Source organism: Moraxella sp. CTOTU46711 (assembly GCF_031975715.1).
GTDB lineage: Bacteria > Pseudomonadota > Gammaproteobacteria > Pseudomonadales > Moraxellaceae > Faucicola.
Window position 1 is genome coordinate 674025 of record NZ_DALYMP010000001.1, and the last position, 16789, is coordinate 690813.

Sequence of the window (16789 nt, forward strand, 5' to 3'; positions counted from 1 at the left end):
CATTCCTTGTATGTTGTGGTGTTTGTAAACTTTATACAGCACGTTTGGCTAATTTTGCTGAGAGTGAATCGCTTCCCAACCAAGCCTCAAATGGATGTTCGCTATTGGGAAAAGCTGACGCAAGATGTGACTGGATATAGTAGGCATCGCATTCATCAAGGGTTTTATTCCATTTTGGCGATTTGTCTTTATCAATCAGTAAAGCGCGTACACCCTCACGAAAATCGGGGTAATTGACACAATGTAGCGACGCATTCATCTCCATATATAGCACTTGCTCAAGCGATAATTTGCTGGCATGTTTAAACATCTCAACCGTTAATGCTGCGCTGACAGGACAACCGTGCTGATAAGTCTCGACCGCTTTGGTAAGCCATTTATCCGCTTCGCCGTTGACTTTGGTGAAGTTGTCATCGCGCAAGGCTGCATCTATATCATGCACTGAGCCTTTGTTTACTAGCGCTTGAATAGTATTAAAATGCTTCATCAAATGACTGTCTGCTAAATGCTCGGTATGATGAATTTTGGCTAAGGCTTGGCTTGCAATATCATGTAAATTGCTGTCAGCTTGCCAATTGGCTTGTTTTAGCGCGCCAAGCACTTTGTCGTATTCGATGCTTGCCACCGCATACTCAGCAAGGCTAGAGAAAATCGCATCGTTGGCGTTGCAGTTCGCCCCTGTCAAGCCCAAAAACAGCCCAATTTTGGCAGGCATGCGTGCCAAAAACCACGAACCTGTGGCATCGGGATATAAGCCGATGGTAATCTCTGGCATGGCAAAACGGGTGGTTTCGGTGACGATACGATGGCTACACATCGCCATCAAGCCCATACCACCGCCCATGACAATACCATTACCCCACAAGACAATGGGTTTTGGGTAGAAGTGCATTTGCCGGTATAGGCTATATTCGTTTTCGAAGAATTCAACCCCGTACGGATTGGGCTGCTGCATAGGCACTTGGGGCGGAGTGTCAATCATGCTGTCATACAGTCTGCGGATATTGCCGCCTGCACAGAACGCTTTGTCGCCACTACCTTTGAGCAAAATAGCGACGATGCTGTCATCGGTTGCCCATTTTGCAAGCTGATTTGCCATCAGTTTGCACATATCAACGCTTAGGGCATTTAGGGCTTTCGGATCGTTTAGGGTCATTGTGCCGATGTGATGACCGCAGTGGGTGGCTATCGTTTCAAATATGACGGGGCTTTGGTTATCTTCCATTTTAAATTGTCCTTCTAATTTATCAAATTATTAACGAAAGGTTTCGGCAATAAAAACGCATAATATTCTTTAAATAAATTTCCCATATTGGTATAACTTGCATAGCGTTGAAACACTGATTCAAAGCCTAGTTGTATTGACTTATAATTATCAATTTTTACATTTAAATCTTGTGAATAACCAATAATTTGTAGTGGTAAATCAAAATCAATTAAAGCAAAAACACTTTCATCAGGATTAAAGATAAAAAAAGGCGTGTTCAAGTGTGGCATATACAAACACTCAATTATCATTTCAGATAATTCTTCACATTCAACGACACAACACGAATCTCTATCGGTAGATGCCAAAATTATTTTGCCTTGAATATGATGATTCACAAGCTTAACAATAATTTCAGTTGGCGTTATATTGTCATAAATTATGTCATCAAGCTCATACGGTATCGTTAAATATTGAAAATCTTTACTTAAATTAGGCTTTGCGTCAATATCGGACTTTGTACAAAACTTTTCTAAACATAACTTATTCGCTTCATTTAAAGACAATAATTTGGCATTTTCTTCTAATAAATCTGATCGGTTTTCTGCCCATGTTGATGAATTAAAATAGTAATCGTCACTATTTAGTAAATAATAATTTCCCATTAAAATTCCTGACTTTACCTTTATATTATAATTATAATGGTGCGTAGAACGCACCTTACAGCGGTTTTTAGTTTAAAAAATTTTAAATTGGACGTATGCGATACATCCTTATAAAAAAAATTATTTCCAATTTGGAGAGCGTTTTTCTAAGAACGCATTGACGCCTTCTTGTTGGTTGTCGCCATCAAATAATTTGATAAATAACTCACGTTCCTTTATCCAGTTAAAACTTGGTGGCTGATAACGTGCCGACATAATCAAGGTTTTACTCGACGCAATCGCATCGGGAGATTGCTTCGCCACTTTTTGAGCCAATTCTAAAGCCGTTTGTAACCCTTCGCCACTTTCCACGACTTCTTCCACCAAACCAATTTGCAGCGCCTTATCTGCCTTGATACGCTCACCGCATAAAATCATACGTTTTGCCCAGCCTTCACCCACCAGCCACGGTAAGTTTTGCGTACCGCCTGCACACGGCAATAAGCCAACCGATAGCTCAGGGAGTGCCATTTGGGCATGACTTTCAGCAATGCGGATATCACACGCCAACGCACACTCAAGACCGCCGCCCATCGCATAGCCGTTGATACAGGCAATCGACACGCCACGAAAATTGGACAAGGCTTCAAACGCTTCACCAAACGCCATTGCCATCTCCGCTGCTTGACCTTTGTCACCACTGGCAAAGCTGTTCAAGTCCGCCCCTGCGGAAAAAAACTTTTCGCCATCGCCATGCACTACCAAAGCGGTGACTTGCTTGTTGGCATTTAAGTCGCTAATGAGCTGCTTTAAACTGGCTAAGCTGTCCTTTGTCCATGTGTGGGCAGGCGGATTATTGAGCGTCAAAACCGCAATGTGATGGTCGATTGTTAATTTTAAGTTGGTGTAATTTGACATGGTAAATTCCTTTTAAAATGTCTTTAAATTCATTGCAATCTTGCTAACGTCCCATCTTCCATCATTTTGCGAGACACAATCATCCGCATCACTTCATTGGTGCCTTCTAGAATTTGATGCACGCGCAAATCGCGCACATGACGCTCTAGCGGATATTCTTGTAGATAGCCATAGCCACCGTGTAGCTGCAGCGCTTGGTTAGCGATATCAAAACTCAAATCCGTGGCAAGGCGTTTTGCCATCGCACAATACGCCGTGGCATCGGGCGATTTACTATCCAAATGATATGCCGCCAATCGCACCATCTGCCGAGCCGACACCAAATGAGTGAGCATATCGGCAAGTTTAAACTGCACGTTTTGGAATTGGTCAAGGGTTTTGCCAAACTGGCTACGCTCCTGTACATACTGCACCGCACGGTCAAGGGCGGCTTGAGCAGTCCCTACCGCACAAGTGGCGATATTGATACGCCCACCGTCCAAGCCTTTCATGGCAAAGGTAAAGCCCTGTCCTTCTTCACCCAGTAGATTTTCGGCAGGGACTTTGACATCGGTAAAATGTACCGCTGCGGTCGGTTGGTTTTTCCAGCCCATTTTATGTTCATTTTTGCCGTAGCTGATGCCATCGCTGTTGGCATCGACGATAAAGGCAGACACGCCTTTTGCGCCGTTGTCAGAGGTGCGCGCCATCACCACGAGCACATCGGTCGCCCCGGCCCCAGAGATAAACATTTTTTGCCCAGTAATGTGGTAATAGTCGCCTTGTTTGACCGCTTTGGTTTTTAATGAACCCGCATCTGAGCCAGCATTGGGCTCTGTCAAACAGTAGCTACCCAATTTTTCGCCCGCTAATAATTGAGGCAAGTATTTTTCGGCAACCTCAGGTTTGGCAAACTCGCCAATCATCCAAGCGACCATGTTGTGGATGGTCATGAATGCGGCGGTTGACGTATCGCCATACGCCAGTTTTTCGAAGATAATTGCCGCATCAAGGCGCGGCAAGCCCAGTCCGCCAAAATCAGGGTTGGTGTAAAGCCCCATAAAGCCCAGTTCACCTGCGGCTTTGAACACCTCTTTGGGAAAATAGCCTGTGGCATCCCATTCGGCAGCATTAGGTGCCAGCGATTTGGCGGCAAATTGGGCAGCCAAATCGGCAAAGGCTTGTTGGTCTTCGGTAAGAGAAAAATTCATGGTAAATTCCTTTTTATGGCTAAATTACATCCATGCCATCAGTCGTTGCCAAGCGTTGCTTTAACTTAATGCAAAATCGCGACGCTTGGCTATATTGGCTATAACGTTTTTAACCTGATAGCCCAATTTAATCAGTCTTAATCACGAAATATTAACTATTAACGTCTATTTATTTTAATGAAATGGTAGTGTTCACCCCTTTACTGGCTTCATCATCAAACCAACGCGCGGTGACGGTTTTGGTTTGGGTATAAAACTGTACCGCTTGCTTGCCATAAGGACCTAAGTCACCCAGTTTACTGGCGCGAGAACCGGTGAATGAGAACATCGGTAGTGGCACAGGAATGGGTAAATTAATACCGACTTGACCCACATCAATATCTTGTTGGAATTTATGGGCTGCCGCACCTGATTGGGTAAAGATAGCCGTGCCATTACCATTTGGATTGGCATTGATGATGGCAATCGCTTCATCTAGGCTATCAGCGTACATGATATCAAGCACCGGTCCAAAGATTTCTTCCTTATAGCACGTCATATCGGTGGTGACGTTATCTAAAATAGTCGGTCCGACAAAATTACCATTTTCAAAGCCTTCGACCTTGATACCACGACCATCTAGCAGAACTTGTGCACCTTCATCTGCGCCCGCTTGGATTAGACGTTCAACACGCGCTTTAGCCGCTTTTGAAATCACAGGTCCTAAGTCTTTGTCATCTTTACCGGCTGCCACCACCAATTTTTTGGCACGTTCCACGATGTCACCCACCCAGTTTTTGGCTTCACCGACTAGAATCACCACAGATAACGCCATACAGCGCTGACCGGCGGCACCAAATGCGGCACCGGCTAGTTGGTTAAGACATTGTTCTTTATTGGCATCAGGTAGGATGACTGCGTGGTTTTTAGCCCCCATCATACATTGCACGCGTTTACCTGCTTGGCTGGCGCGGTTATAGACGTGTGTACCGACGGCAGTAGAACCCACAAATGAGATGGCTTTGATATCTGGGTGGTCACAAATGGCATCAACGGTGTCTTTGCCGCCATGCACCACGTTTAATACGCCTTTTGGAATACCTGCTTCAAGTGCCAATTCTACCAATCGCATGGTGACCATCGGGTTTTGTTCTGATGGTTTTAATACGAAGGTGTTACCGGTGGCGATTGCCATTGGGAACATCCACAGTGGAATCATGGCAGGAAAGTTAAACGGGGTAATACCTGCACAAACGCCAAGTGGTTGCTGGATATTATACATATCCACGCCAGTCGCCACATTCTCGATAAACGCCCCTTGTTGCAGGTTGCCAATGCCTGAGGCATGTTCGACGACTTCAAGACCACGGAACACATCGCCTTTGGCATCGGCTAGGGTTTTGCCTTGTTCTTCGGTGAGCATGGCAGCAAGCTCGTCCATGTTGTCACGAATCAGTTGTTGGTATTTTAAGAAGATACGCGAGCGCGTGTTGATTGGAGTTTTGCGCCAGGTTTTGAACGCTTCTGCAGCCGCCGCGACGGCTTGGTTGATTTCATCGCCGGTAGTTTGGGGTACTTTGGCAATCACTTCTTGGGTAGCTGGGTTGGTCAGGTCAATCCACTCGCTAGTGGTTGATTCGACAAATTCGCCGTTGATGAGTTGTTTTACAGTTTGGGTAGTCATCGTAACAATCCTTGTTTTACTATGTTGGGTGTATAGCGTTTGATAGCGTTAACGCGTTGCAAAACAGTGTGAATGAGTTAGGGGGTACTGTCAATCATACTTAATTACTTAAGTAGTTTTTCTGGAGTAGTTCAGCTGGAATAGTTTTGCTGGGCAGCTGCCATAGGGTTAATGACAATAATCTTTGAGGCTAGCTCACCTTTGCTGCGAGCGCCCATTTTTTTCATTAAGTTGGCTTTATGCACCTCAATGGTTCTGGGGGACAAACCAAGTAACTTACCAATCTCTTTACAGGTATAGCCATTGACTACATACTGCGCAATTTGGGCTTCACGTGCGGTGAGCTGTGATTCGGACGATACTTGCGGTTTTTTTTCAAAATGCCAAATTGCCAGTTTGAACGGGTCATCTGGGGTTAAGGTGCGTCCGTGGGTGGTTGCCCAGAATATTTCCCCTGTTTTGTGACGCATAAAGCGCTCATCGCAGTAATGCATATTGGTCTGTAATCCCAAACCTGTTAATGCTTCTTTGCCAATTTTTTCAAAATCTTCGACACTGGGAAACAATTTTTGCATCGATTGATTGAGCAGCTCATCGTGCGCATAACCGAACAAATTGGCAAAGGCATCGTTGAGCGCTTTGATACGCCGATAGCTTAATACCACTATCGGCGTGGGCGCGTGCCTAAAAGCCAGTAAGGCATAATTTTCCATGACAATCACCCCTGATTTTTAAGCCCTGACAACTTATTGGTTGGCAACTTATTAATTGCCATTAGTAATCCGCCATCGCTTGTCTGACCGCCTCAATCGCAGTTGGGTCATCAAGGGTACTCATGTCGCCTGTCTCTTTGCCTTCCGCCAGTGCCTTGATAGAGCGGCGTAAGATTTTGCCTGAGCGGGTTTTGGGTAAAGCTTTGGGAAAATAAATAGCCGCAGGTTTAGCAAGGGCGCCCAACTGTCTTGCGACTTCACCCACGATTTGCTGCTCAATGCGGAAACGGTTTTCGGTTTCTGCTACTAAGTCATGATTTTTTAGAATGCAAAAGGCAATTGGTAGCTCACCTTTAAGCTCGTCATGGATACCAACAACCGCCGATTCGGCGACTTCGGGGTGATGACCGATGGCCTCCTCGATTTCCTTGGTACCCAAACGGTGCCCTGCCACATTGATGACATCATCGGTTCGCCCTAGAATATAGTAGTAGCCGTATTCATCCATCACCGCATAGTCTGATGTTGCGTATTGTTTGCCATCGAGTAGTGAAAAATAGCCATTGATAAAACGCTCGTCATTTCGCCAAACGGTGGCCAAACAACCGGGTGGTAAAGGTGCGGCTAACACCAGCATGCCTTTTTCATTGGCTTGGCAGGGTTCGCCTGTGGTTTCATTGATGACTTTGGCGTCAAATCCAAACATCGGATAGCCAGGTGTGCCTTGTTTGTGTGGTTTGTGGTCGGGATTGCCTGCAAATTTTGGGGCATGGCTTAGGATGGGCCAGCCCGACTCAGTTTGCCAATAGTGGTCAATGATTGGCACGCCCATGTGACCTGTTAGCCACTCGGCCGTTGGCTCATCGAGTGGCTCACCTGCCAAGAAGAATGATTTTAGGCTTGAGATATCGTGACGGCTCATCCACATTTCGTCTTGTTTACGTAGCATCCGCACGCCTGTCGGTGCGGTTAACAAAATATTGACTTTATTGGCTTCGACAATTCGCCACCAAATCCCCGGGTTTGGCGTGGTTGGCAAGCCTTCATATATGATACTGGTCATGCCTGTCAGTAAAGGGGCATAGATGCTAAACGAGTGCCCGACTGCCCAACCGATATCCGATATCGCCCAAAACGTCTCGCCTGCTTTACCGTTATAGACAAAATCCATCGCAGTGGCAAGGGCTACCGCATGACCGCCTGTATCGCGCTGTACGCCTTTGGGTGTGCCTGTCGTGCCCGAAGTATATAATAGATACGATGGCGCATTGGACTCTAGCCAAACACAATCGACTTTGGCATTGTTATCAGCACTTATCGCCCGCTCGGTGGCATAGTCGATGTCGTGCGGCTCAGCAGTATATGGCATAATGCCACGGTCAATCACCAGCACATTGGTTTTGACTTTGGCTTCTTCGACTGCTTTATTGACCAAGTTTTTATAATTAATGAGCTTGCCACCGCGCAGCCCTGCATCGACCGTAATCACCATTTTGGCTTCGGCATCATCCATGCGTACAGCGAGATTATGCGAGGCAAATCCGCCAAATACTACCGAATGAATCGCCCCGATACGCACACAAGCGAGCATAGCATATGCCGCTTCCAAAATCATCGGCATATAGATGACAACACGGTCGCCTTTGTCGATGCCATGACGTTTTAGCACATCGGCAAAATAGTTTACTTCTTTATATAAATCGTTGTAAGTTAAACGGCGTTTGGCATAGTCGGTATACAGTTCAACAGGGTTGCCGAGTGCCTTAAAAGCTTTCTGAATATTGGGGTAATTATCAATCATTTCAGCATTGATTTCGGTAGACACCCACACAAAGGCATCTTGCTCTGCCCGGTTTTCAAGGTGGCGGTCGACCATGTTGTAACACAAATTGGTTTCCCCACCGACAAACCATTTGGCAAAGGGCAGCTTACTATCGTCTAAGATTTGGGTAGGTTGTTGATGCCAATAGATTCGCTTGGCTTGCTCGCCCCAAAAGGCTTGTTTGTCGTTGATGGATTGATTGTATAAGTCAGAGAAATTCATTGGCTGTCCTTAGCTAGAATCTTAACGGATGGTGAAAGTCGCTTGCAGATTTGGTTTTCCGAGGTCGGCAAAACATTTCATTGCTTGAATTCATTCCTTGAATCCACTTCATAATTTCAAATGATACGTTTTGTATCGTTTTTGAATATAGCAAATAGACTCGCTAACGTCAAGCCTTGCCAAATTAATTTTAAATTTTTTATATTTTGAATTTTTAACGATTAGTATTTCTTATGGTGATAATAGTTTGTGCTAACATAATTGTCCTGTTACACTTTTTAGACTAAAGCAAATAAGGGAAAAGTCATGAGCCAGACCAACGCCAACCCAGCTGAAAATGAAAAAAGCCTTGCACCGCCTCACGTTTTAAGCTTAACCCCTTTAAACTCGCATCCGTCAAATACGGCACTCGTTGAGCTTATCGACAATGATAAAGACTCTCCTTTGCTAGCGGACACCCAGTTACTTAGCCGCGTGCTGATAACGGTCGTTGAGCAGCAAACCTCAGAACCGGTCAAACAAACCATTAATAAACTGTTAAATGGCGAAGACCCCCAGCAAACTATTCAAGCCATTTTGCCAACGCTCAACCATCAACAGCGCAAGAATCTCATTCGGGCTTGTGGCTTATTTGCGCAAGTGTTTAACATCGCCGAAGACATGCACCATGAGCGCCGCCGCCTTGCCCACGAACAAGACGAATCTGCCTCAAAAAGTAGTTTTGCCCATGTGATTGATGAATTAAAAGCCCAAGGGATTGACAGCGATGAGTTGCAAGCCCAGCTTGATGATACCTTTATCAGTGCGGTATTGACCGCGCATCCGACCGAAGTGCAGCGTCAAACTATTTTATCACTGCGCCGTCAAATCCGTGCCTTACTTGAGCAATACCACACCGCGATTGGCTACCAACGTCATCGTATCGAGCAGCAACTAGAAGCCACGTTATTGTCGCAGTGGCAAACCAATGAAACCCGCCATTTTAAAATTACTGTCAAAGATGAAATTGACAATGGCATTGCCTATTTTGATTTAAGTTTTTTTGAAGCCCTGCCAAGTTTGTATCGCAAACTAGATTACCAGCTAAAAGAGCGTTTCCCCGACACTGACATGCCAAACTTACTTAATATCGGTGGTTGGATTGGTGGCGACCGTGACGGCAATCCGTTTGTGTCAGCCGATACCCTTCGCTATGCGTTCAAACGCCAAGCAGCTACAGTGTTTTACTTTTATCGTGACCAACTGGGCAAGCTATACCAAGAGTTGCCGCTGTCTATCCGCCATGTCAAAGTGAGTGATGCGGTACTGGCACTCTCCGAGCAATCCAAAGAAGATAATATCTCTAGAGAAGAAGAGCCTTATCGCCGCGCCATCGGGTTTATCTCATCACGTTTAGTCGCTACCTCGCATACGTTTGATTTGTCTTACGGTTGTCGCTTTGGACTTAGTGAGCCCTACGCTGATTGTAACGAGTTTTTAGATGATTTATACGTCGTTTATCAGTCATTGGTGGACAATGGAAGTGAGTTACTGGCTAACGAACGACTCACCGATATCATCCGCGCGGTGGAAGTATTTGGTTTTTATTTGATGCCATTGGACTTGCGCCAGTTTTCAGGGATTCATGCCGAAACGGTTCATGATTTGTTCAAACATGCCGATTTAGAAGATTATCTTTCTTTGTCTGAATCCGCGCGTCAACGTGTGCTACTGCGTGAATTGGCAACTGCGCGTCCTTTATACAACCCCTATATCACTTATGAGCCACAAACCCAGCGTGAGTTAGAGATTTTTCAGGCCGCAGCCGATATCAAAAATCGCTTCGGTGATAGCGCTATCACCCAAAGTATTATCTCCAATGCCGAACAAGTAAGTGATTTGTTGGCATTGGCGTTATTATTGAAAGAATCAGGGCTATTATTGGTCAAAGATGGCGTACCTATGAGCCGTATCAATATTGTGCCCTTGTTTGAAACCATTGAGGCGCTGCAAAACAGTACCCGCATCATGAGTGAGTTACTGGATAAACCTTGGTACAAATCGGTGCTAGCCAGTCGTGACAATCTGCAAGAGATTATGCTCGGTTATTCAGACAGTAACAAAGATGGTGGTTATGTCACCAGTCAATGGTCCCTATACCAAGCTGAAATTCAGCTGGTGGAAATGGCAGAAAAATATGCCATTCAACTGCGTTTATTCCACGGTCGTGGCGGTAGCGTGGGTCGTGGTGGTGGTCCGTCATTTGAGGCAATTTTGGCACAACCAGAAGGCTCAGTGGATGGTCAAATCCGTATTACCGAGCAAGGGGAAGTTATTACCGCAAAATATGCCGATGCGGGCAACGCGGAACGCAACCTTGAGACGCTGATTGCTGCAACGCTCAAAGCGAGCCTATTGCCAAGCCATAGCGAAAGCCCTGATAGCGACCTAATGAATCAATTATCGCATGAAGCCTTTAATTGCTATCGCGCGCTTATCACTCAGCCGTATTTTATTGACTATTTCTTGCAGACAAGTTTGGTCAAAGAAATTGCCAGTTTAAATATTGGCTCACGTCCTGCTAGCCGCAAGTCTTTGGCGCGTATTCAAGATTTGCGCGCGATTCCTTGGGTATTTTCTTGGATGCAAAATCGCTTGATGCTGCCAGCGTGGTATGGCTTTGGCACCGCAGTCGAAAAACTGATTGCAGATAACCCAGAAAACTTAGCAAAACTGCAACACAACGCCCAACACAGCGCCTTTATGCAAGCCATGTTATCAAATATGGCACAGGTCATGGCGAAAACCGATATCGAAATCGCCCAAGCCTATGTTGAGCTCGCCAACGATGCCACAGAAGCCAACGCTATTTTTGCACTCATTACTGCAGAATATCACCGCAGCCTTAAAGCCTTGCTAACACTGACCAATAAAGAGACGCTACTGGATGACAACCGTACATTGGCACGCTCACTTGCGCTACGCCTGCCGTATTTGAATGCCTTGAACTGGTTGCAAGTCGCTTTATTAAAACAACTTCGCGAAGCAACTGCTGATGAAAGGTCTACCACTGAAACCACCAATGAAGCGACTAGCGATAATGAAGCGTCTTATACCGCAGCGCTTAACTTGGTTCATTTAACTATCAATGGTATTGCCCAAGGCTTAAGAAATACTGGTTAGTAAGTGTTCAAAACAGCCTTAAACTACTTATTTAAAAAATCGCTGGTTGTGTACTGGCGATTTTTTTTATTGACGGTTTTTTATTGACGATTGTTTTATTGATGGCAATTAACCCAAATAAACCTTATCAAAATCCAAATGGTGTACCCATTCTCGTAGTAGCAATACCTTTGCATAAAACGCTAGGTCACTGGGCATAGCAGGCAAATCTCGCAGCGAGCGATAGCCCGCCAGCACCGCAAAAGCTTTTTCTAGCATCTCCGCCCGAATATAGCCGCCATTGTCATCTTGCTCAAACGCTAGCAAGCGTAAATCCTCTGCCCCTATCACCTTTAATAATTCATCTTTGGGCAATCTGGGTTTTAGCGGTGAAATAGCATCTTCTATGCGCATGATTGCCGTTTCCCATGCCAATTCGGTGGGCGGCAATGCGTGCAATGTCTCTGCAATTACTTTTAGCGTAAGCCCAATGTCCCATAGGTTACCTTGCAACGTTACACTGATATGGTCAGGATTTACTGTTAACACTAACATAGCATGCCCTTTTGTGATTTTGATTGATTATAACTTCATTGTGATTAAATAGCTTGATTGTCATTAAAATGTGCTCGTTGAACCGGTGGATTTGATTTTATAAAAAAAACCCTTATCTAATAACCATATAAATAAGGGGATAGCCATGTCAGAAATTCAATTTAATGCCAACTTAAAAAAAGCCGAAAGCGATGCGCCACTGACTGAGCAGCAATTAGAGGCACTGGCACAAAAACGCGCCTATTTGCAAGAGCAGGCTGAAGACATCATTGCTATTGCACAATTACAAGATAATTCTGCGCTTAACTGTTTACACAAAATCAATGTCCTAGGCGGTACCTCAGAAAAAGCTTACAGAGCGGTAAATACCCGTATCGTAACCGACCAAGACCCTCATGGCGCTTATCATGCGGTGGCAATGGCACAATCAACTTCGGATTTGCCGTTTGACGTGCCTACACTCGTAGATATTGTCATTGAGCAAGGTGAGCCAGCATTACAACTTCGGTTGTTAAAGCTATTTGATAGCCAGCCGATTGCTGCCGAGCCGATTCCAAAAATTCGTGACAGTATCAATCAGTTAGGCGATAAAGCGGTGATTGCACAGCTCAATCAGCATTTGTTAAATCGTCAGTGATACAAAAACAAAAAAGGTTAGGAACGCTCCTAACCTTTTTTATGTCTGTGCTGCTGTTATCGCTGTCCTTTTTACATTTGTGCTTTTTGCTTGTGCTACTTTGTGTGTATAAAGGCTTAGGTATAAATTAGGGGCATCTAAACGTCATGGTATATTCGTAATCATCATCGCGGGCAAGGGTTTTTTTGCTACCAAACACACTGCCAATCATGCCGATGGCTTGGTCAGCTGCCCGTCCCATGTTTTCATCCAACACGCCGTTATACTGGTAGCTATCGGTCAACACGATGGGCGATTTTCCGCGGCACTGCTCGGTTGCGATATGTAAGGCATTTAGTTTGGCACTATTTTTGCTTTTGCCTAACCCAGTGGTTTCTAGGGTGTTGTTCGCGCGCTGTAGCACGGGTAAATTAGTGGGTGTGCTTTGACAAGCAGATAAGCTCACTGCTGTTACCAGCGTGATAGTGGTGATGTTTAATAAAGACGGTTTGAGAGATGATTTCATGATCTGCAGGCTGTCCCTTTTCAATAGCGCTGTTAAAGTTCTCATCAATTATCAACAATACAGGCAAATTCACCATTTCAACAATAGAATTTGGTTGATGGCTTGTATTAGTGTGTGGTAAAAAGTGAGCCGCCGCAAGCGGTCTTACAAATCATAAAATCCGCGCAACAATTGGCTGGTTTGTTGATTTTCAAACTAGCTATTTTGGGTGAAATTGGTTAGCATGATGGGTGGTTTTTTTAAAGTTTTTTGCTTAGATTAGGACGATTATGCTCTCACCTGCCCATTCACAATCAACCCATTCGCAATTAATAGATGCCCCTTGCGGTAAGCTTGAAGTTGACGCGCTTTGGCAAGCTGACTCAACAGGCGTTGCTAACCCAAACGCCGCGTCGGTTGAGCGTGTTGCCATTCTTTGTCACCCAAACCCATTGCAAGAAGGCACGATGATGAATAAGGTGGTGACCACCATGTATCGTTTTGCCCGCGACCAAAACATGCATGTGGTACGCTTTAATTTTCGCGGTGTGGGTCAGTCAACGGGCGAGTATGGCAATGTGACAGGTGAAATCGAAGACGCGTTAACCGTGCTCCAATGGATTCATAGCCAAACCGAGGCGCGCAAGCTATGGATTGGCGGATTTTCGTTTGGCGGATTTGTCGCCGCCAAGCTTGCCCAACTTGTCAATGAACAAGGCGCATTTTTGGGAGTGGATGATTTTGACATCACGGATTTGGCCTTGATTGCCCCTTCTATTGAAAAAAACGACACCTCAGATTTGCTACTGCCCACCGCACAAACCTTTATGATTTATGGCGCGAATGATGAAGTGATTGCGCCAAGCTCGCTACAACAATTTGGGGAAAACTTTGGTATTCAAACGCACATCATTGACGATACAGGGCACTTTTTTCATGGTAAATTAGGGGAATTAAAACAGCTGCTTGAAGCGTTAAGTAGCAAATAACGCAGTTTTTATTTTATCCTAGTTCCTGATTTGTGTTTTTGATGGGTGTTTTTGATTCGGATTTTTGGTGTATTTGACATCGTAAGCTATTTGGCAGTTTAATGCCGTTTATTTAATCGCATCTATTTATTTAATACCCCTACGTCAAAGCACGTTGAAATGGAATTTTGACAACTTTTTAATTTACACTGAGAGACAACATGCCCAACTCAAATTTACGACCCTTACAACGCTATGAGCTTGCGCTAAAATCTGGTGAGTTTAGCGAAGACGCACAGCAGCGCGCTGCGATGACTTATTTGGACAATGTCTATGAACAAATCATGGACAACCGCGCCAAACAACGTGGGCTGTTTAGCTTTTTAAGACGTACTGAGCCGCCCAAAGGGCTATATATGTGGGGCGGCGTGGGTCGTGGTAAGACTTGGATGATGGATATGTTTTTTGAGTCGGTGCCTGCCGACAACAAAATGCGCCAGCACTTTCACCATTTTATGAAACGGGTGCACGCCGAACTTAACAAGCTACAAGGTCAACAAGACCCGCTACAAAAAGTCGCCGATATCATCCATAATGAAGCGGATGTGATTTGTTTTGATGAATTTTTTGTCTCCAATGTCTCCGATGCGATGATTTTGGGTGATTTATTTACCATGCTATTTAAAAAAGGCATCACCTTGGTTGCCACATCAAATATCGCGCCAAATGGCTTGTATAAAAATGGTATTCACCGTGACCGTTTTTTACCTGCCATTGCCGAAGTTGAAAAAAACTGTACGGTCATGAACATTGACAGTGGCATCGACTACCGTCTGCGCGTATTGCAGCAAGCCGAACTTTATGTGTCTCCGTTGACCAAAGAAAACATCCACTGGCTTGCCAACCGCTTTACTGCGCTAAGCAACAACCAACACATTATCCAAGACCCCATTCATATCAATGGTCGTGATATCGCCATCAAAGGTCGCACCGAAAACACCTTGTACATTGATTTTCGGGCGTTATGTATGCAGCCGCGCTCGGCCAGTGACTTTATTGAAATCGCCAATGAGTTTAGCACGGTGCTGGTGGATGATGTGCCCATACTCAACGATATTATCGCTGATCCGACAAGGCGCTTTATTTACCTCGTCGATGAGTTTTATGATCGCCGCGTCAAGCTTTTGGTACGTGCAGAACAGCCGATTTTACAACTGTATGATGGGCAAAAATTGGCGTTTGAGATTGAGCGCACGCGTTCACGGCTGTTAGAGATGCAATCAGAAGAATATCTCAAAGCGGAACATCGTTTGGATGAGATAAAAAAAGAAGATATGACCATTTAAATAATCCAAAGCCTTAATTGTTATGCAGGTGAGGGGCTTTAACGATGTATATTCCCAAAGATTTTTCTCAAACCGATTTTGACGCGGTTAAAGATTTTATTGCTCAGTCGCCATTAGCAAATATAATGGCATCAAACGGCGATTCGATTGAAATCTGCCCTGTTCCGCTACTTTGGCAAGTAGATGAACAAAATCCGCTTGGCTATTTGATGGGTCATATAGCAAAAGTAAATCCGATTGTAAGGATTGACGCTAAAAACTGGAAAGTTGTTTTCACCAGCCAAGGTCATTATATCAGCCCAAATTGGTATCCCACCAAGGCGATTACCCATAAAGAAGTGCCGACGTGGAATTATCAATCGGTGATTTTTTCGGTGACACCGCAGCTAATCACAGATGCAAGTCAAATACAGCAGATTGTCGCGACGATGACGGATTTTTTTGAACATCAGCTTAAACAAACTAACCCCAGTCATGAGCCTTGGTCTTTAAGTGATGCGCCAAGTGACTATATCAATGCCATGTGCCGCGCGATTGTGGGGGTTAAGTTGACCATTCATGATTTTGAAGCCAAATTTAAACTTAGCCAAAATAAAACCTTGGATAATCAGCAAGGGGTGATTGACGGTTTAACACAACTGCAATCAGCTTCAGCGGATAATATGGCAACGCTAATCAATAACCTCTTTAAGGAAGAAAAATGACAAATTCAGAAATTTTAGACTTTATCAAATCGCGCCGTTCAATCGGCAATCTTGTCGCCCCTGCACCCACTCATGCACAAGTCGAACAAGCAATTGAAGTCGCCCTATCTGCCCCCGACCACAAGGATTTAAACCCGTACCGTTTTATCGTACTTGAAAACCAAGCGCTCAACACCTTAGGCACGGCGTTAAAAAATGCCGCGATGGCACAAGGTGAAACTGACGAGAAAACCCTCAAAAAAGCGGAAAATATGCCGCTGCGTGCGCCGATGATTATCGCGTGTGTCACCGATTTTAAAACCCATGATAAAGTTCCCCATTGGGAACAAATAGCGGCAAGTAGCTGTGCGGTGCAAAATCTCCTGCTTGCCTTGATGGCACAAGGGTTTGCCACCGTATGGCGCACCGGTCCACTTGCCAATGCGCCTGCAATCAAACAACTGTTTAATGTAACTGCTGATAACCAAGTCATTGCTTTTGTCTATGTTGGCACAGCGGTGTCGACCATCCCGCCGCGTTCTAAGATAGACGTCACACCATTTATTGTTTATGATAATGGCACAAACTAACGGCTA

General features: G+C 44.9%; 15 protein-coding genes. 6 read left to right on the plus strand and 9 right to left on the minus strand.

Features of this window, described 5'->3' with window-relative positions:
• Window positions 1–31 precede the first annotated feature (31 nt).
• The 7 genes from RTJ53_RS02920 to RTJ53_RS02950 all read right to left on the minus strand — a co-directional run bounded on the left by RTJ53_RS02920 (window position 32) and on the right by RTJ53_RS02950 (window position 8379).
• A complete protein-coding gene (locus RTJ53_RS02920) occupies window positions 32–1225 on the minus strand; it encodes an enoyl-CoA hydratase/isomerase family protein (RefSeq protein ID WP_312275762.1) in 1194 nt (397 codons plus the stop codon).
• 14 nt (window positions 1226–1239) lie between these two features.
• Window positions 1240–1872, minus strand: coding sequence for a hypothetical protein (locus tag RTJ53_RS02925; RefSeq protein WP_312275763.1), 633 nt, complete (start codon window positions 1870–1872; stop codon window positions 1240–1242).
• Between the two features lie 120 nt (window positions 1873–1992).
• Window positions 1993–2769: an enoyl-CoA hydratase gene (locus tag RTJ53_RS02930; RefSeq protein ID WP_312275764.1), complete on the minus strand. Its 777-nt coding sequence runs from the start codon at window positions 2767–2769 to the stop codon at window positions 1993–1995.
• A 29-nt stretch (window positions 2770–2798) separates the two neighbouring features.
• Complete coding sequence (locus RTJ53_RS02935) at window positions 2799–3959, minus strand: acyl-CoA dehydrogenase family protein (protein ID WP_312275765.1); 1161 nt, start codon at window positions 3957–3959, stop codon at window positions 2799–2801.
• A 169-nt stretch (window positions 3960–4128) separates the two neighbouring features.
• Window positions 4129–5622 carry a CoA-acylating methylmalonate-semialdehyde dehydrogenase gene (locus RTJ53_RS02940; RefSeq protein ID WP_312275766.1) on the minus strand — a complete coding sequence of 498 codons (1494 nt, stop codon included), beginning with the start codon at window positions 5620–5622 and terminating at the stop codon, window positions 4129–4131.
• 131 nt (window positions 5623–5753) lie between these two features.
• The gene (locus RTJ53_RS02945) at window positions 5754–6335 is read right to left on the minus strand and encodes a PAS domain-containing protein (protein ID WP_312275767.1); all 582 of its coding nucleotides are present in this window, start codon (window positions 6333–6335) and stop codon (window positions 5754–5756) included.
• A gap of 61 nt (window positions 6336–6396) precedes the next feature.
• On the minus strand, window positions 6397–8379 hold the full coding sequence (locus tag RTJ53_RS02950; protein WP_312275768.1) for a propionate--CoA ligase: 1983 nt from the start codon (window positions 8377–8379) through the stop codon (window positions 6397–6399).
• Between the two features lie 306 nt (window positions 8380–8685).
• Here RTJ53_RS02950 and ppc point away from each other — a divergent pair, with 306 nt between their 5' ends.
• Window positions 8686–11541 (plus strand): phosphoenolpyruvate carboxylase, encoded by a 2856-nt coding sequence (ppc, locus tag RTJ53_RS02955; protein WP_312275769.1) that lies wholly within the window; start codon window positions 8686–8688, stop codon window positions 11539–11541.
• Between the two features lie 108 nt (window positions 11542–11649).
• On the opposite strand, the gene RTJ53_RS02960 is transcribed toward ppc, so the two are convergent.
• Window positions 11650–12075, minus strand: coding sequence for a hypothetical protein (locus RTJ53_RS02960; RefSeq protein WP_312275770.1), 426 nt, complete (start codon window positions 12073–12075; stop codon window positions 11650–11652).
• Between the two features lie 145 nt (window positions 12076–12220).
• On the opposite strand from RTJ53_RS02960, the gene RTJ53_RS02965 reads away from it, so the two are divergent.
• Window positions 12221–12712, plus strand: a complete 492-nt coding sequence (locus tag RTJ53_RS02965; protein WP_219333180.1) for a hypothetical protein — start codon at window positions 12221–12223, stop codon at window positions 12710–12712.
• A gap of 127 nt (window positions 12713–12839) precedes the next feature.
• Here the strand turns inward: RTJ53_RS02965 and RTJ53_RS02970 are convergent, their stop codons facing one another.
• On the minus strand, window positions 12840–13217 hold the full coding sequence (locus RTJ53_RS02970; protein ID WP_312275771.1) for a hypothetical protein: 378 nt from the start codon (window positions 13215–13217) through the stop codon (window positions 12840–12842).
• A gap of 269 nt (window positions 13218–13486) precedes the next feature.
• On the opposite strand from RTJ53_RS02970, the gene RTJ53_RS02975 reads away from it, so the two are divergent.
• The 4 genes from RTJ53_RS02975 (at window position 13487) to RTJ53_RS02990 (ending at window position 16783) form a co-directional block, all read left to right on the plus strand.
• Complete coding sequence (locus RTJ53_RS02975) at window positions 13487–14185, plus strand: alpha/beta hydrolase (RefSeq protein ID WP_144917536.1); 699 nt, start codon at window positions 13487–13489, stop codon at window positions 14183–14185.
• Between the two features lie 200 nt (window positions 14186–14385).
• A complete protein-coding gene (gene zapE / locus RTJ53_RS02980; RefSeq protein ID WP_159374559.1) occupies window positions 14386–15510 on the plus strand; it encodes a cell division protein ZapE in 1125 nt (374 codons plus the stop codon).
• A gap of 44 nt (window positions 15511–15554) precedes the next feature.
• A complete protein-coding gene (locus RTJ53_RS02985) occupies window positions 15555–16214 on the plus strand; it encodes an FMN-binding negative transcriptional regulator (RefSeq protein ID WP_312275772.1) in 660 nt (219 codons plus the stop codon).
• Window positions 16211–16783: a nitroreductase family protein gene (locus RTJ53_RS02990; protein WP_312275773.1), complete on the plus strand. Its 573-nt coding sequence runs from the start codon at window positions 16211–16213 to the stop codon at window positions 16781–16783. The genes RTJ53_RS02985 and RTJ53_RS02990 overlap by 4 nt, the downstream gene beginning before the upstream one ends.
• Window positions 16784–16789 lie beyond the last annotated feature (6 nt).

Bases quoted from the DNA above. Each gene is read 5' to 3' on its own strand.
- RTJ53_RS02920 (WP_312275762.1), bottom strand. From the start codon at position 1,225: ATGGAAGATAACCAAAGCCCCGTCATATTTGAAACGATAGCCACCCAC.
- RTJ53_RS02925 (WP_312275763.1), bottom strand. From the start codon at position 1,872: ATGGGAAATTATTATTTACTAAATAGTGACGATTACTATTTTAATTCA.
- RTJ53_RS02930 (WP_312275764.1), bottom strand. From the start codon at position 2,769: ATGTCAAATTACACCAACTTAAAATTAACAATCGACCATCACATTGCG.
- RTJ53_RS02935 (WP_312275765.1), bottom strand. From the start codon at position 3,959: ATGAATTTTTCTCTTACCGAAGACCAACAAGCCTTTGCCGATTTGGCT.
- RTJ53_RS02940 (WP_312275766.1), bottom strand. From the start codon at position 5,622: ATGACTACCCAAACTGTAAAACAACTCATCAACGGCGAATTTGTCGAA.
- RTJ53_RS02945 (WP_312275767.1), bottom strand. From the start codon at position 6,335: ATGGAAAATTATGCCTTACTGGCTTTTAGGCACGCGCCCACGCCGATA.
- RTJ53_RS02950 (WP_312275768.1), bottom strand. From the start codon at position 8,379: ATGAATTTCTCTGACTTATACAATCAATCCATCAACGACAAACAAGCC.
- ppc (WP_312275769.1), top strand. From the start codon at position 8,686: ATGAGCCAGACCAACGCCAACCCAGCTGAAAATGAAAAAAGCCTTGCA.
- RTJ53_RS02960 (WP_312275770.1), bottom strand. From the start codon at position 12,075: ATGTTAGTGTTAACAGTAAATCCTGACCATATCAGTGTAACGTTGCAA.
- RTJ53_RS02965 (WP_219333180.1), top strand. From the start codon at position 12,221: ATGTCAGAAATTCAATTTAATGCCAACTTAAAAAAAGCCGAAAGCGAT.
- RTJ53_RS02970 (WP_312275771.1), bottom strand. From the start codon at position 13,217: ATGAAATCATCTCTCAAACCGTCTTTATTAAACATCACCACTATCACG.
- RTJ53_RS02975 (WP_144917536.1), top strand. From the start codon at position 13,487: ATGCTCTCACCTGCCCATTCACAATCAACCCATTCGCAATTAATAGAT.
- zapE (WP_159374559.1), top strand. From the start codon at position 14,386: ATGCCCAACTCAAATTTACGACCCTTACAACGCTATGAGCTTGCGCTA.
- RTJ53_RS02985 (WP_312275772.1), top strand. From the start codon at position 15,555: ATGTATATTCCCAAAGATTTTTCTCAAACCGATTTTGACGCGGTTAAA.
- RTJ53_RS02990 (WP_312275773.1), top strand. From the start codon at position 16,211: ATGACAAATTCAGAAATTTTAGACTTTATCAAATCGCGCCGTTCAATC.